Source organism: Alphaproteobacteria bacterium (assembly GCA_030680745.1).
Classification (GTDB): domain Bacteria; phylum Pseudomonadota; class Alphaproteobacteria; order JAUXUR01; family JAUXUR01; genus JAUXUR01.
Window position 1 is genome coordinate 1 of record JAUXUR010000039.1, and the last position, 14,057, is coordinate 14,057.

The window sequence follows — 14,057 nt, forward strand, 5'->3', positions numbered from 1 at the left end:
GAAGTGATTATTTATTGCTTGATCTAAGGTATTCATTTTTATCATTGTACAGCTCCTTTTTTTGTATCTTGTCTGTACTATGTTTTCTTATAAAAAATCAATACCTTAGATCAAATTAAAAAAGTGTCGTGTACTATGAAATTTTCTACATCTTTTGTAAAAATATTGCTTTCGTCTTCTTTGAATTTTTGTAAATGCGCTTCGTATATTTCTTTGTATTTTTCAAGTTGTTTTCGTCCATTACATGCTTTTGTTTCAATAATTTCAGAAAATTGTTCTTTTTTAGGAAGAATAGAGTTTACTTCAAAAGAATAATTAAAAAAAATTATGCCTAAAATATAATAAATTAATTTATGTTTCATTTAAATAAACCTTTTGCGATTGCTTTAGCTCTTTGTTTTATCAAAAAAAAATTTTATTGTAAAGTGATTTTAAATTTAATAATGAAATGACTTGAAAATACAAAAAATTCCTACTTCCCGCGGTAAAGCTCACGGGGAGTAGGTCGATTTTTATTAGATTTACTATAGTGCTGTGAAGTTAATTAATACTAATTACTCGACTGTTACAGATTTAGCCAAATTACGTGGTTGATCAACATCCGTGCCTTTTAAAACTGCAACATAATAAGCTAAAAGTTGCACAGGGATCGTGTAAAGGATTGGTGTTAAGAATTCATTGACCTTTGGTAACCTAATTTTTAATACATCATTATTTCGTAATTTCGAAATACCCTCATCATCTGATAGTAAAATAACATGAGCACCACGGGCGACAACCTCTTCAAGGTTGGACAAAGATTTTTCAATCAATGCATCACTAGGGGCCACCATAATAACAGGCGTACCTTTGTCAATGAGTGCGATGGGGCCATGTTTCATCTCACCTGACGCATAACCTTCGGCGTGGATATAAGATATTTCTTTAAGCTTTAAAGCACCTTCCAAAGCAACCGGATATGCAGTGCCTCGTCCCAAATACAAAACATCTTTAGCATCAACAAGTGATGCTGCAATTTCACGATATTGATCCGCATCTTTTAAGATAAGGCGAATATGGTTGGGTAAAGAGGCAAGGGACGTAATAAAATCAGCCTCTTCAGCAGACGAGATTGTGCCGCGTGCTTTTGCAACAGCAAGCGCTAAGCAAGCAAGAACGACCAATTGGCCCGTAAAGGCTTTTGTTGATGCAACCCCTATTTCAGGACCAACAAGAGTTTGCAAAATAGCATCTGATTCGCGTGCCATAGTGCTTTCAGGACGGTTGACGATGCTTAAAATATGTTGCCCGTTGGATTTTGCATAACGAAGTGCTGCAAGCGTGTCAATCGTTTCACCTGATTGTGATATAAATAAAGATACGCCATTTTTACTTAATACAGGGGATCTATATCTAAATTCTGACGCAATATCGACATCGACAGGAATTTTGGCAATTTGCTCAAACCAATATTTAGCAACCATTGCGGAATGATAGGATGTGCCACACGCAACAAAGGTCAGGCGTGTTACATCTTTCCATTGAAAAGCAAGATTTGGCAATCTAATCGTTTTTGAAATGGGATCAACAAGATTATGAAGTGTGCGTGGTAATACTTCAGCTTGTTCGAAAATTTCTTTCAGCATGAAATGATCGTAATTTCCTTTTTCGGCAACGGCACTACTGATGTCAACAATTGTGATAGGGCGATGCACTGATCTGCCTTCTTCGTCAAAAATTTCAGCACCTTTGCGATTTATGATTCCCCAATCGCCTTCTTCCAAATAGGTTAATTTACGTGTTAAAGGCGCAAGTGCGATTGCATCAGATCCAATAAACATTTCGCCATCGCCATGACCCACAACAAGCGGACTTCCTTTACGCGCACATAAAATCATATCTTCGTGGCCTGCAATGATAGCCGCAATTGCGTAGGCGCCTTCCATACGACCAACTGCTTTTTGAAGCGCTTCTTTAGGGGCAAAACCTAGGTTTAAATATTCAGTTAAAAGACATGCAACAACTTCAGTATCAGTATCTGACGTAAATTGATGACCCTTTGATTGCAATTCTTTTTTAAGTTCTTGAAAGTTTTCAATAATACCATTGTGAACAACAGCTACTTTATCCGTCATCATGGGATGGGCATTGCGATCACTTGGCTTACCATGGGTTGCCCATCTTGTATGGCCTATTCCAATAATGCCTTGTAACGGCTCAGTACCAAGGAGTTTTTCAAGATTAAGTAATTTTCCTTCAGCACGTCTACGCTCAAGATGACCTTCAACGAGTGTTGCAACACCACTTGAATCATATCCGCGATATTCCAGACGTTTTAAGCCTTCAACTAGATGTGGAACGGCGTTTTTTGTTCCAAGAATTGCTATAATACCGCACATAATAAACCTCTATTTTTTAGTAAATTGTCCATTTTATGAACAAATTCGTTGTCAACTCTATGAATTAATTCTTACTTTGGGGGCGATCATTATCAACAACCGTCATCAATGTTACATTGCTGCGTTCTTTTTTATGTTGCTCACGATATATTTGAGCGCCATTGGGCTTTTCAATTTGGCGACTCCGTGCAATACATAATGCATTTTCAGCAACATTGTTGGTCACAACGCTTCCGGCAGCAACGATTGCACCATTACCAATTTGGACAGGCGCTACAAGCGCACTATTTGAGCCAATAAAAACGTTCTCACCCAATATTGTTTTCGATTTATTGATACCGTCGTAATTACATGTGATTGTTCCAGCACCAATATTTGATTTTTTACCAATATGTGCGTCACCTATATAAGAGAGATGATTCGCTTTTGAATGCGCTTCAAATTGGCTGTTCTTTACTTCAACAAAATTGCCAATACGCACATCACGTCCAATTTCAGTACCAGGTCGCAACCGCGCAAAAGGACCAACAATTGCTCCCTCTTCTATTCTAGCACCTTCTAAGTGACAGAAGGCATGAATAATGACGTTATCTCTAATTTCAACACCTGGCATAATAACAACATTTGGCCCAATTGTAATGTCTTTGCCAAGATTGGTATCATAGCTTAAATAAACGGAATCTGGGTCAATCAATGTCACACCCATGGCAAGTGCCGCTCCGCGTAATTGTGTTTGCGCTTCAAGTTCAGCGCGCGCTAAATCTGCGCGGGAATTAATACCCATAAGCTCCTCTTCGGAGGCTTCAACGACTGTACAATGACGCCCCATTTTGCGCGCATGTTCAATAATATCCGTTAGATAATATTCACCTTTTGCATTATTGGATGTAAGTTTGTCAACAAGTTCAAAAAGACAAGATCCATCAATTGCCATGACGCCTGAATTACACAAACCTATTTCACGCTCTGTATCATTTGCATCTTTATATTCGACAATACGCTCAATCTGATCTTGTGCATTCATCACGATACGACCATATTCAGCGGGATCTTCCGGTTTAAATCCAACAATCACGACAGCTGGATTAGATGCAGATCTTCTCGTTTCAACCAAACATTGCAATGTTTCAGGCGTAATAAAGGGCGTATCACCAAAAAGTACAAGCACATCACCTTTAAAGTCTTCGAGTGTTGGTCGTGCAGCCATGACAGCAGCGCCTGTGCCTTCACCTTTTTCTTGCAATACAATGTTTGCGTTGCCAATGATTTCTTTAACCTGATCCATACCTGGGCGCACAACAACAATCTGACGAACAGGTGCTAAAGTTTCAGCAGCATTTAAAACCCATGATAAAAGAGGTTGATGCGCAACTTTATGTAAAACCTTGGGGAGATTAGACTGCATACGTGTTCCCCAACCAGCGGCAAGAATGAGTGTGGCGATATTGTGTTTCATTAAAATAACCTTATTTTCGGCTTAGCACTTGTTTTAACCAAAACTATCTTAAAAGAAAAGTCTTTTTCGCTTTATAGGATACATCATTTAGAGGCTAAAAAACAAGTTTAGTGCGTTTTGTTTACAAAAATGAGGTAACATGATGATATTATGTATTTTGTTTTAAAGCCTTTATAGGTAATTGCAGATTTGGTTTTATTTTTTAAAAAGAAAATTTCTGAATAGTTTGCTATAAAAATATAATTTTTAAATAAAACGCTAACACATTTTTTTTTAGAACAAAATACGTATTTTTCACTTATTTTATAAATGTAAATTTTATGTTACAAAGTATCACAACAATATTTTTAATTAAAGGAGTCATCAGAGGATGAGATATATATTCGTTCTTTTTATGTTAATTACAATGTCGCTTGAGACAAACGCAACACTAGAACCATTAGAATTAATACTACAATTAAAATCTGAAGGCCGCAAAGCTGAAGATCAATTTCCAGGATTACGTGATTATTTTGAACAAAATTCTCAAATGATACGTGCAAAAATAGAACGCGATGATTTACGTACACTTTTCGATGATTGTTATGTTTTTGCCCAAAATGAATTTGATCAACGTGGATTAACACTTTATTCCAATATGATCATTCATATGATGTATGCGTCAATTTTGACGTTTCAACAAAAACAAGACGAAACACCAAAAGATAATACGGCATTGATTGAGGCAATTGAGAAATGCGGAAAAGAACACAAATTTGATACGCTAAGATTCACTCAAAATCTCAAACCTAAGCCAGTTTTTGAATTTGATGATTTAAAGGATTTAATTCAAGAATTTAAGGCATTGTTTCATAATAAAAAACAAGACGGTTCTTTGAATGCTTACAAAATAAATGCAATTAATGATCATCGCATTGGTGCCCAACCCGTGCCATATGCAACATGTATTTCTGAATTAAGCTCTTATGGGGATTTTCTAAGAATTGAATTAGAGATAGCTAAAACATTTTTTGAGTCGGAAGAAACAGATGAAGAATTTTGTCAAAATCATTCAGTCAGTTTTTGGCATGTTATGCCTAAAGCTTTTAAATCGCTTGAAACTAAGTTTCAGAAATTATTCAGAGCCCGTAATTCAATAATTGCGCGTCTTTATTTTGCTGAAACTGCTCAATTATATTTAATGCCCATTGTATCTGAAACAGGTATTTTAGAGATTAATGATTTAAATAAAGCCTCCGCAAATGCAATTGGACTTATAGGTGTAAGTCTCGATCGTACGAATTATGATGGCGCTCTTCAGCAAACAACACTTAGTGCCGCTGAGCACGATATCACGCATGTTGAGCATAATCCTTTTGAGGGGTTTGCTGTAAACGGTGCATCAGAAATTAATCCAGATGAATATTGCGATATCCTAAAAAATTATTATGGAAAATGTAATAATATTTATCAAAAAATGAATGCAAGCAAACAGAATCTTAGTGAACAACAACAAAGAGAAGATCAGCTTGTATATTTTTTCGTAGATCACGAGAAAGCGCTTCCCCGAGTAAATTGTAATACGAACTCAATAACACGATCAGAGTTTTGTGATGCTATTGATAACGCTTTATCATTTATTATGTCTCCTGTAAATGATGTTCAGCAACATCAAAACAGAGATGGCGGGCTTTACGATTATATAAATATTGAAAGCTCTATGAATGATTTTGGCCAATTTGAATATCTTGGAAAGTTTAATATCATCCTCAATCTTCAAAAAGATACATTTGAACCAATGAGCATTATTGAGTTTATCCAACAAGAAAATATAAAAGGTGCAAATATCCCGTTAGATCAGCCTTTGAGTTTTAAAAGATCTCCTGACAATGACCATCGTTTTTCATATAAAGGATATCATGCTGTTAGCTTTGGTGATTACAATTTACTGCTTGATTATATAAATATGCTTAAACCTGAAATTGATCTCCAGCTTTGGGAAGAAGATGGCGAAATTGATTTCTTAAAAATAAAACGTAGTTTTAAACGCATTTTTGAAGATTTCAAAAATCGTTATAAGGATCAATTTCCTGAAGACTAAACCATCTCGGAACCTGTCCTCTTATGTGGGGGACAGGTCCAGAACCTTTCTACCAATCATTCCTAACCCCCTTCAATTTCTTTTTTCAAGCCAATCAATGACGCATTTTTAATACCCGAATGATTTGAAAATGCCAATTTTTAGATATGAGATTTAGGTGATTTTTAATGCCTAAAATAACGACAGGTATTAGGGGTTTTTGGTTCAAAAAGCGACAAAGGTCATGGGCTAAAAACGGTAGTTTCAGATTATTTGGGTATATAATCTAGGTAATTGCATTATTTTAAAAAAAGAGCTTGCTTTTTGATGCCATTACAGGTAAAAATCACCTCAGAAGCCAATCGATGTCCCCATCGTCTAGTGGCCTAGGACGCCGCCCTTTCAAGGCGATAACACGGGTTCGACTCCCGTTGGGGACGCCATCTCATTTATTCCTCTTTCTATAAAACCTCAATCAGTATAATCTTTAATTATAAGATGCTATTATGGGGAATGTGATGTTTTGTGCTGCTTCCGAACTAAATATATTATTCAAAAAATTAAGTTGCGCACAAATTTTTAGTAAAAAAATATTAATATTTTTGTTCTGTATCGGATTACTTATTGGTAATTTATATGCTGAAAATTTTATTATTCTTCATTCTGAATATGATAGAGATGCATATAATTATAATTTTTCACTTTTTGATACTAAAGATAATTTAAAAATTGGAGAATATAGCACTACTGTTTCGCAGACAGTTAATATGCATCAATATAATAATAAAATTTTTATGAATTTGTCTTTTGATCAAAAGCTTATTGAATTTGATTTAAGTGATTTGTCAAATCCTTCTATAGAGCATCCCATAATGGTGGGCACAAATGACCTTACAATCACACAAGATAAAATTTTTATAGCATCTACAAATTATCATTCAATTTTTGTGTATTCGTTACCTTCAATAGAATTCTTAGGCACAATCAATACGAAATACAATCCACTTGCAATTACATCAAACGACAGCAAGCTTTTTGTAAGCACGAATCAAAAAGACTGCATTGATTTTGTCGAAACTTTTGATGCCAAGACACATTTTGCTACATCCGTTCAGAATCTAACTGATTATAATCCTGAAAATTCTATAATGTCGTCTTTGTGTGCGTTTGATGATTGTTTGTTAATATTAACAAATAAGGGCGAACGGCTCATTGGAACGGCTTTCAAAATATTTGAAACAGTTACATATTGTTTGAATGAAAGACTTTGTTCTTTGAAAAAGCTTGGAAATGATCTTTATGGATTGAGCGACTCAAAAAAAATAATCTATAAAATTAGTAATGGAGAACTTGTGAAGGCTTTTGAATCAGACAGAAAAATAGATGATTTTTGCGTTATTGATTTTGAAATAAAGAAAGATCAAAAAATTGAAACGCAACAATCTGGGATGTGCAACATTTTATAAAAAAAGGGCCCTAAAAACAGGCCCTTCAATTATTTAATTTTAGCTTCTTTAAAAAGAACATGTTGTCTTTTCTTAGGATCGTATTTGCGAAGTTCAAGCTTTCCAGGTTTACGAGCATTTTTTCCTGTAACGTAAAAAAAACCAGTACCTGCAGTGCTTAAAAGCTTCACAGTCACATTATTTGACTTTGCCATAGCATAAAACCTTTAATCTATCTAACGATTAGGCTTAAAAATATGATCGATAATTGGTCGAATGTCAAGAAATGAATTTTTAGTTTGATCAAGTTAACGGATATAAAGAGTTTTTTTGAATATTTTTAACATATTAACAGCCCCCTAGCATCTTAATTCCAAACATTAATTTTTTTTGCTCAATAATAATATTTTTTTTAAACAATTTAAGAATGTACTAGACATAAAAGTTCGTTATATGCTATATTGTAATAATAAAATTTTTATTTTGGTCTGAAGATACAACCTATAAGTGACTTTTAAACAGCATGAATCTTTAAAATAGAGCGAAATTGCTGCTTATAATTTCCAGATAGTAAAAAAAAATATACCTTATCTATAAATAGTAATTCTTAATTAAATGTAGAATTTGTTTGCGGGGCTAATCTGGTTTTTATGCTTAAATCAACGTTTTTAAAAGTAATACCATCCTTATTTAAAGGGTCACAAGATAATACAATCCCTCAATCAAATGAACAATACCAAGAAAAATTGGGTACAATGACTGATCAATCTTCCGTTAAAACTATAAAACACGTAATACATTCTTACAACATTACGCATTTAAGATATAAATTAAGGGTTGCAGATGCAATTTTAGAGCAACATAAAAACAAAAATAATATTGTTTTTTGTGGTCGCAAACGTGATAAAGTTCTTCTTGATCGTTTTTTAGGTAAGTTAGGTTATCAAATTGATGTCATTGATAATTATGGACATGACAATACAAACGAGCAAAATGATATCAAAAAAGTATTAATTGTAAGCGATGGTGTAGACGTTTCCTTTTTAAAAGGAAAAATTGAAAATGTATTACATTTTGATATGCCGCCCAAGCCAAGTGATTATTTAACACGGTTAATGATGATTTTTGGTACATCTGAAGAAGATGCAAAGCCTTGTGAATCTCATTTAATTGCAACGATGCGTGAATTTGCAGCCCTACAGATTCTTCAGCAAAATTATCAATTCGAAATTCAAGAAGTAAAATTAGAAGAATTTTCAAGTCTGAATGCTGATGTTGGTTTTGATCCAAATGCGCATGAAGCTCAATTCTATCAAAATCAACACCATCAAGCACCACATCTTCAGAATCCATTTCATCAAATGCCTTCTTATGAAAATAACATGGCGCCAAATCGTCAATATCCTGATAAACCATACTCCAGAGAGATACCCAGAGATATACCTAGAGATACGCATTCTCAAGATATTCATTCTAGGGATATTCAGCCTACAGAGAGCTTCCCAAGGGATATTTCTCATAAAGACAACCAGTTGAACGACCCTTATTCCAGAAATGCTTTTCCGCGTGTTTTTGAGCCTATTAAAGATGCTGAACAAAAAGGTTTTGAGGAAGAACCACCCGCTTTTTTTAAGAAAAAACCTTAAGACAATTATATAGTATTTTCCATTTAGGTTAATAGAGTTTCATTCGCCTAATGCATTAAAAAATATGTAAATTCCATCATAGTGAGAATGCCCGACTGTTTTTAGCACGCGGGCATCCGCGATAATCAAATTTTGAATGGTGCTGTAAAAAAGAATGGATTACAGTATGTCTTCGACGCTTCTAGTGATAAATCTATTGATTTTAGAATTATTTTCAACATGATGTATTTTTAAGTTATTTTGCTGTGTTGAATATGTGTTGCCAATAATTCTACGGGACAAAAATTGAAATTGTTTTATTTTCTCCTCTCCCCTTGTGGGAGAGGTCGTCGCGTAGCGACGGGTGAGGGGTGTCTAAAGCGTTTGCAAGGAACACATCATTGTGTCGTATGTAATAAGTATGACAAGCAAAACTTGCTCTCGAAAATACCCCTCACCCGCTCCCTTTGGTCGCGACCTCTCCCACAAGGGGAGAGGTAAAAAAGTTCTTACTTTTGAGGTACTTTTCGTAAAAATTTGAGTTCATTTCTTTGGAATGAGTTGTTAGGCGACAGTTAAAAATAAACCTAATGTTATTTTTTGTCCGGTAGATTGGTTGCTCGTAAAATTCATTTATTTATTAAAAGTCATTACTGAGCTATATTTGAATGGAAAAAAAGAGGCTATGCAATGCATAGCCCAAGTTTAGGGAGGAAACGCCCAAGAAAGACAACACTGGCGGGCAAGCCAATGAATGTGTTGCAAGAAAGATTATGTCATAAATTATGACATGTTGCAATACCTAAATGTGTAAAAAATATAAATTTAATAAAATGTTTTTTGAGCACTTTTTGCTTTACGTTTGTTTTCTATACCCAAATGATTTGGAAATGTCGATTTTTAGGTATGAAATTTGAGGCGATTTTTGATGCTAAAAATGACGACAGGTAATAAGTTTACCTTAGGAATTTTTGGTTCAAAAAGCGACCAAAGGTCATAGACTAAAAACGGTAGTTTCAGATTATTTGGGTATATGATAAACCATGCAAAATTTTCCTAGTCATTATTGATTTTTGGGGTAATATGTTTAGTATAAACATAAGAAATAAAGTGAGGGATGTAACGTGTCAGATGCAGCAGCAGCCAAAAAAACCGAAATAAGCACTGAAGCGACTGAAACAGTAGCGACTGAAACACCCAAAAAAAGTAAATTACCTCTTATTCTTATGATTGTTTTGCCCATTTTAACGCTTGGTATTGGTGGGGGCATTGCTTATGTTATGGGTTTTTTAAGCTTTGGTGCTAAAAAACCTCAAGAGCAAGCAGCAGATGGCGAAAAAGGTCAACATAAAGCAGAGGGCGGGCATAATGAATCTAAAGCTGAGGGGGCTGAGGGTTCTGGTGAACATGATAAATTAAGGACGAGTATTTTTCATCCTTTGCCTGAAATGATGATTAATTTGAATTCAGAAGTTGGCAAAGTAAGTTATTTGAAGATTCAAGCCTCCCTTGAGCTGGATGATCAAAAAAGCATAGAAAAACTGCAGAAAGTAATGCCTCGCATTCAAGATACAATTCAAGTTTATGTAAGAGAACTTAAAGTTGCTGATTTAAAAAGTTCGATTGGTATTGAAAAATTACGTCAAGAATTATTGAAAAGGATTCAGCTTATTGCAAAGGATGTCAAAGTTTTTGATATTTTGTTTCCACAAATGTTAACACAATAAAAGAATGTCAATCGAAGAAAAACCTGAAAATCAAGAATCAATAGATTCAGCTGAAACTGCCCTCGAACCAACGCAAAGTTCAAAAGATGATGCATTAGCTGGTGAATGGGAAGATTCTGATGCGCTTGAAAACACATCTGTTGAAAGTTTAAGTCCTAAAGACCCAATTGCTGCACGTGTCTTAAATCAGGAAGAAATTGATTCGCTTCTTGGCTTTGATGAAATTGATAGTGCTGAGCAACAAAATGGCCTCTATGCTATCATCAATTCTTCCCTTGTTTCGTACGAACGGCTTCCAATGTTGGAAGTTGTATTTGATAGACTTATTCGCGTGTTATCAACAAGTTTACGTAACTTTACTTCTGATAATGTCGAGGTTTCGCTTGATGGATTGCAATCCTTTCGATTTGGTGATTATTTAAATTCCATACCATTGCCTGCGATGTTGGGTGTTTTTAAAGCAGAAGAATGGGAAAATTACGGGCTTGTGATTGTTGATAGTCCGCTTATTTACTCGATTGTTGATGTTCTTTTAGGAGGGCGTCGAGGCACGGCCATGATGCGTGTTGAAGGGCGTCCTTATACAACAATTGAACGTAATCTTGTTGAGCGAATGCTTTTTTTAGTATTAAACGACATGAGTGCTGCTTTTGACCCCTTAAGCCCTGTTACCTTTCGATTTGAACGTCTTGAAACTAATCCTCGTTTTACAGCTATTGCGCGTCCTGCAAACGCAGCCGTTGTTGTTAAGCTTCGTATTGATATGGAAGATCGAGGCGGACGACTCGAAATTGTGCTCCCCTATGCAACGTTGGAACCCGTCCGTGAACTTCTTCTTCAAATGTTTATGGGTGAAAAATTTGGTCGTGATTCAATTTGGGAAAACCATTTAATAAATGAACTTTTATTTACAAAAATTAATATGCTTGCCGTTATTGATGAATTTATGTTGCCTCTTTCAGAAGTAATGAAATGGAAAGTAGGGACACAAATTAGTTTAAATTGTACGCCTAGTTCACCTGTTGAATTAAGATGTGCAAGTGTGCCTCTTTTTGTGGGTCAAATGGGTAAGAAAAACAATAAAATTTCTATTAAAATAGATCGAAAATATCGGGAGGAAGCAGATGAACTGGAGTCTTGACCTCACATTAAATCTTTTGGTTTTGGTTTTTTTAATTGTTGCAATCTTTTATGCAGGCATATTAAATTATCGTTTAAAAAAACTACGTAGCAATAAAGACGAAGTTGACATGGCGATTATTCGTTTTGATCAGGCGGTTTCAAAGGCAGATGAAAGTATTTCGTATCTGAAAGATATATCGGGCAAATCATATAATGCGCTTCTTGAATCTATTCAGAAATCTCAAGCTTTACGGGACGAACTTTTTTTTCTTCTTGAGCGTGGCGATGAACTTGCTAATAAAATGGAAATTCAAATCCGTCAAACACGCAAAGAGACGACACCACAATCACAACAACAGCCTATTGAAAATAGCAAATTTTTAGAAGACTCGCCTGAAGAAGACCGAATCATGCGTATTCTTAAAACTTCTCAGGAAAAAGAGGAGGCTCAAATACACATTGTGCAAGGCGCAAAAAAAGGGACGTTTAAACCGAATTCAAAAGCAGAAGAATCTCTTTTGGATATGCTTAAGGCGGCAAGATGAGTTTTTGGCTCAAAAAAATTCTTTATTCGCTGCGCGTTCTACCTATATTATTCAGTGTTATTATAGGGCTTATTTCTATCCGCCTTCTTCTTGTTTTTACAGGCATTATTAACACGCACGAAATTCTTCCTATAGGGTCTGCAATGGCAGCTGCAAAAGATGATAAGGCAACGTCACCTCCCCAGGAGAAAAACGATAAAAACGATAAGAATGCAGATTCTAAGCAAAATGCTGAACAAAAATCTGATGCGGCGGAACAATCTAATCCTGATGAAAAACCTAAAGATGATCCATTGCAATCGAAAGATCCTAATGTTTCTGTTTTAGATAGTAAAAGCGAAACGTCTCTTGAATCAGATGCAAAAGAAGCTGCAAGTGATTCGAGCGATGACGAAGAAGATGAGTTTTCTCCTCAAAAAATAGAGCTTTTGCAGAAGCTTAAAGAAAGAAGTGATCTTTTGCTTAAAAAAGAGCAAAAATTGCTCGAAAAAAATGAAATTCTTAAGACAGTTGAGCATAAAATACAAGAAAAATACAAAGAACTTGATCAAAAACGTGTAGATCTTGAAAAAGTTAAAAATAGTTTGTCCGAGATCAATAAAAAAATAGTTGAAGAAGATGAAAAGAAACTTCAAAGCCTTGTTAAAATTTATCAAACAATGAAGCCAAAGGATGCTGCACGTATTTTTGATAAATTGGATATGGTTGTGCTTTTAGACGTCATAAGTCGCATGAAAGAAGGTAATACAGCACCTATTTTAGCAAATATGAGTGCAGATCGTGCTCAAAATGTAACAATGTTTCTTGCGCAAAAGCGGAAAACGTCTAAAACTGAAGAATAAGTAATTAAAGTAAACATGGAGTTAGTTTTAAAGTCCGTATATATAGTGAAATAACTTGAAAATACGACAAAAGTCTTGTTCTCCACGAAAATACATGAGTGCTTGCACGAAGGTGTTTGTGGCAATCCACACTTTTGAATAATCCAGTAAAAAGTGTGGATTGCCGCGGGGCTGCGCCCCTTCTAATGACCAAGACTTAAGATGTTGATAACAAGTCATTTTTTTGACATCATTTTCCGGTTTTCTTAACAGCACATATCCCAACGATTGAGCACGCGACATTATATTTTTTAAAACTCTGTCTTTGTATTTTTGCTCATAATAATCTGCGCCCAAATCTTGATAGGGTATTTTTTCTTTAAGCATTATATAAAATATCTTTGCAATTTTATGTGCAGTTGCTGTAATCGCTTCAGGCGCTCCTAATTGTGCTTTTTTACGTCGAAGAAATGCTCCAAGAGCAGATTTACTCCGTGAAAGCGTATAAGCTGCTATTCTAAATACTGTTGCTGCTTTGTTTTTACATCTTTTAGTTCGGGTGCTTAATCTTTTTCCTCCTGATATTTTAGTGCCAGGTGCAAGACCTAACCATGACGCAAAATGCTTAACACTCGGCCATTTATTCATATTGGTACCGATTTCAGACAAAATCTTTAAAACAGAGTGACTTTCAAGTCCATCAATTTGTGTTAAATCAATACCTGTTAGTTTTTGTATTAGTGCATCAGAATTAAAATATAATTCATTTTTACGTCTTTTTTTTTGAGCTTTATCTTCTTTTTCTATAGGACCAGCTATTCTTTCAAGTGTAGATTCAATTTCTTTATCACATTCGTAAATTTTTTCATGACAAAAATC

12 protein-coding genes and 1 tRNA gene are annotated in these 14,057 nt (G+C 35.0%); 8 read left to right on the plus strand and 5 right to left on the minus strand.

The window, feature by feature from the left end; translation table 11 throughout:
- Positions 1-110: 110 nt before the first annotated feature.
- From Q8L85_03615 to glmU, 3 genes are all read right to left on the minus strand, one after another.
- On the minus strand, positions 111-362 hold the full coding sequence (locus tag Q8L85_03615; GenBank protein MDP1723768.1) for a hypothetical protein: 252 nt from the start codon (positions 360-362) through the stop codon (positions 111-113).
- Between the two features lie 192 nt (positions 363-554).
- Positions 555-2,378 carry a glutamine--fructose-6-phosphate transaminase (isomerizing) gene (gene glmS / locus Q8L85_03620; protein MDP1723769.1) on the minus strand — a complete coding sequence of 608 codons (1,824 nt, stop codon included), beginning with the start codon at positions 2,376-2,378 and terminating at the stop codon, positions 555-557.
- 64 nt (positions 2,379-2,442) lie between these two features.
- Positions 2,443-3,834, minus strand: coding sequence for a bifunctional UDP-N-acetylglucosamine diphosphorylase/glucosamine-1-phosphate N-acetyltransferase GlmU (gene glmU / locus Q8L85_03625; GenBank protein MDP1723770.1), 1,392 nt, complete (start codon positions 3,832-3,834; stop codon positions 2,443-2,445).
- A 370-nt stretch (positions 3,835-4,204) separates the two neighbouring features.
- On the opposite strand from glmU, the gene Q8L85_03630 reads away from it, so the two are divergent.
- The 3 genes from Q8L85_03630 (at position 4,205) to Q8L85_03640 (ending at position 7,359) form a co-directional block, all read left to right on the plus strand.
- Positions 4,205-5,914 (plus strand): hypothetical protein, encoded by a 1,710-nt coding sequence (locus Q8L85_03630; GenBank protein ID MDP1723771.1) that lies wholly within the window; start codon positions 4,205-4,207, stop codon positions 5,912-5,914.
- A 346-nt stretch (positions 5,915-6,260) separates the two neighbouring features.
- Positions 6,261-6,336 (plus strand) — tRNA-Glu (locus Q8L85_03635).
- Positions 6,337-6,411: 75 nt separating this feature from the next.
- On the plus strand, positions 6,412-7,359 hold the full coding sequence (locus Q8L85_03640) for a hypothetical protein (GenBank protein MDP1723772.1): 948 nt from the start codon (positions 6,412-6,414) through the stop codon (positions 7,357-7,359).
- 29 nt (positions 7,360-7,388) lie between these two features.
- Here the strand turns inward: Q8L85_03640 and rpmG are convergent, their stop codons facing one another.
- Entirely contained in the window at positions 7,389-7,553 is a 165-nt protein-coding gene (gene rpmG, locus Q8L85_03645; protein ID MDP1723773.1) for a 50S ribosomal protein L33, read from the minus strand.
- A gap of 435 nt (positions 7,554-7,988) precedes the next feature.
- Here rpmG and Q8L85_03650 point away from each other — a divergent pair, with 435 nt between their 5' ends.
- The 5 genes from Q8L85_03650 (at position 7,989) to Q8L85_03670 (ending at position 13,199) form a co-directional block, all read left to right on the plus strand.
- Positions 7,989-8,984, plus strand: a complete 996-nt coding sequence (locus tag Q8L85_03650) for a hypothetical protein (protein MDP1723774.1) — start codon at positions 7,989-7,991, stop codon at positions 8,982-8,984.
- A 1,103-nt stretch (positions 8,985-10,087) separates the two neighbouring features.
- Complete coding sequence (locus Q8L85_03655; GenBank protein ID MDP1723775.1) at positions 10,088-10,690, plus strand: flagellar basal body-associated FliL family protein; 603 nt, start codon at positions 10,088-10,090, stop codon at positions 10,688-10,690.
- 4 nt (positions 10,691-10,694) lie between these two features.
- Positions 10,695-11,831, plus strand: coding sequence for a flagellar motor switch protein FliM (gene fliM, locus Q8L85_03660; GenBank protein ID MDP1723776.1), 1,137 nt, complete (start codon positions 10,695-10,697; stop codon positions 11,829-11,831).
- Complete coding sequence (locus tag Q8L85_03665) at positions 11,815-12,357, plus strand: DUF6468 domain-containing protein (GenBank protein MDP1723777.1); 543 nt, start codon at positions 11,815-11,817, stop codon at positions 12,355-12,357. Before fliM ends, Q8L85_03665 begins: the two co-directional genes overlap by 17 nt.
- Positions 12,354-13,199, plus strand: coding sequence for a hypothetical protein (locus tag Q8L85_03670; protein ID MDP1723778.1), 846 nt, complete (start codon positions 12,354-12,356; stop codon positions 13,197-13,199). The genes Q8L85_03665 and Q8L85_03670 overlap by 4 nt, the downstream gene beginning before the upstream one ends.
- 27 nt (positions 13,200-13,226) lie before the next feature.
- On the opposite strand, the gene Q8L85_03675 is transcribed toward Q8L85_03670, so the two are convergent.
- Positions 13,227-14,057: transposase (locus tag Q8L85_03675; GenBank protein MDP1723779.1), on the minus strand; the 831-nt coding region annotated here is incomplete at its 5' end.

Bases quoted from the DNA above. Each gene is read 5' to 3' on its own strand.
- Q8L85_03615 (MDP1723768.1), bottom strand. From the start codon at position 362: ATGAAACATAAATTAATTTATTATATTTTAGGCATAATTTTTTTTAAT.
- glmS (MDP1723769.1), bottom strand. From the start codon at position 2,378: ATGTGCGGTATTATAGCAATTCTTGGAACAAAAAACGCCGTTCCACAT.
- glmU (MDP1723770.1), bottom strand. From the start codon at position 3,834: ATGAAACACAATATCGCCACACTCATTCTTGCCGCTGGTTGGGGAACA.
- Q8L85_03630 (MDP1723771.1), top strand. From the start codon at position 4,205: ATGAGATATATATTCGTTCTTTTTATGTTAATTACAATGTCGCTTGAG.
- Q8L85_03640 (MDP1723772.1), top strand. From the start codon at position 6,412: ATGTTTTGTGCTGCTTCCGAACTAAATATATTATTCAAAAAATTAAGT.
- rpmG (MDP1723773.1), bottom strand. From the start codon at position 7,553: ATGGCAAAGTCAAATAATGTGACTGTGAAGCTTTTAAGCACTGCAGGT.
- Q8L85_03650 (MDP1723774.1), top strand. From the start codon at position 7,989: ATGCTTAAATCAACGTTTTTAAAAGTAATACCATCCTTATTTAAAGGG.
- fliM (MDP1723776.1), top strand. From the start codon at position 10,695: ATGTCAATCGAAGAAAAACCTGAAAATCAAGAATCAATAGATTCAGCT.
- Q8L85_03665 (MDP1723777.1), top strand. From the start codon at position 11,815: ATGAACTGGAGTCTTGACCTCACATTAAATCTTTTGGTTTTGGTTTTT.
- Q8L85_03670 (MDP1723778.1), top strand. From the start codon at position 12,354: ATGAGTTTTTGGCTCAAAAAAATTCTTTATTCGCTGCGCGTTCTACCT.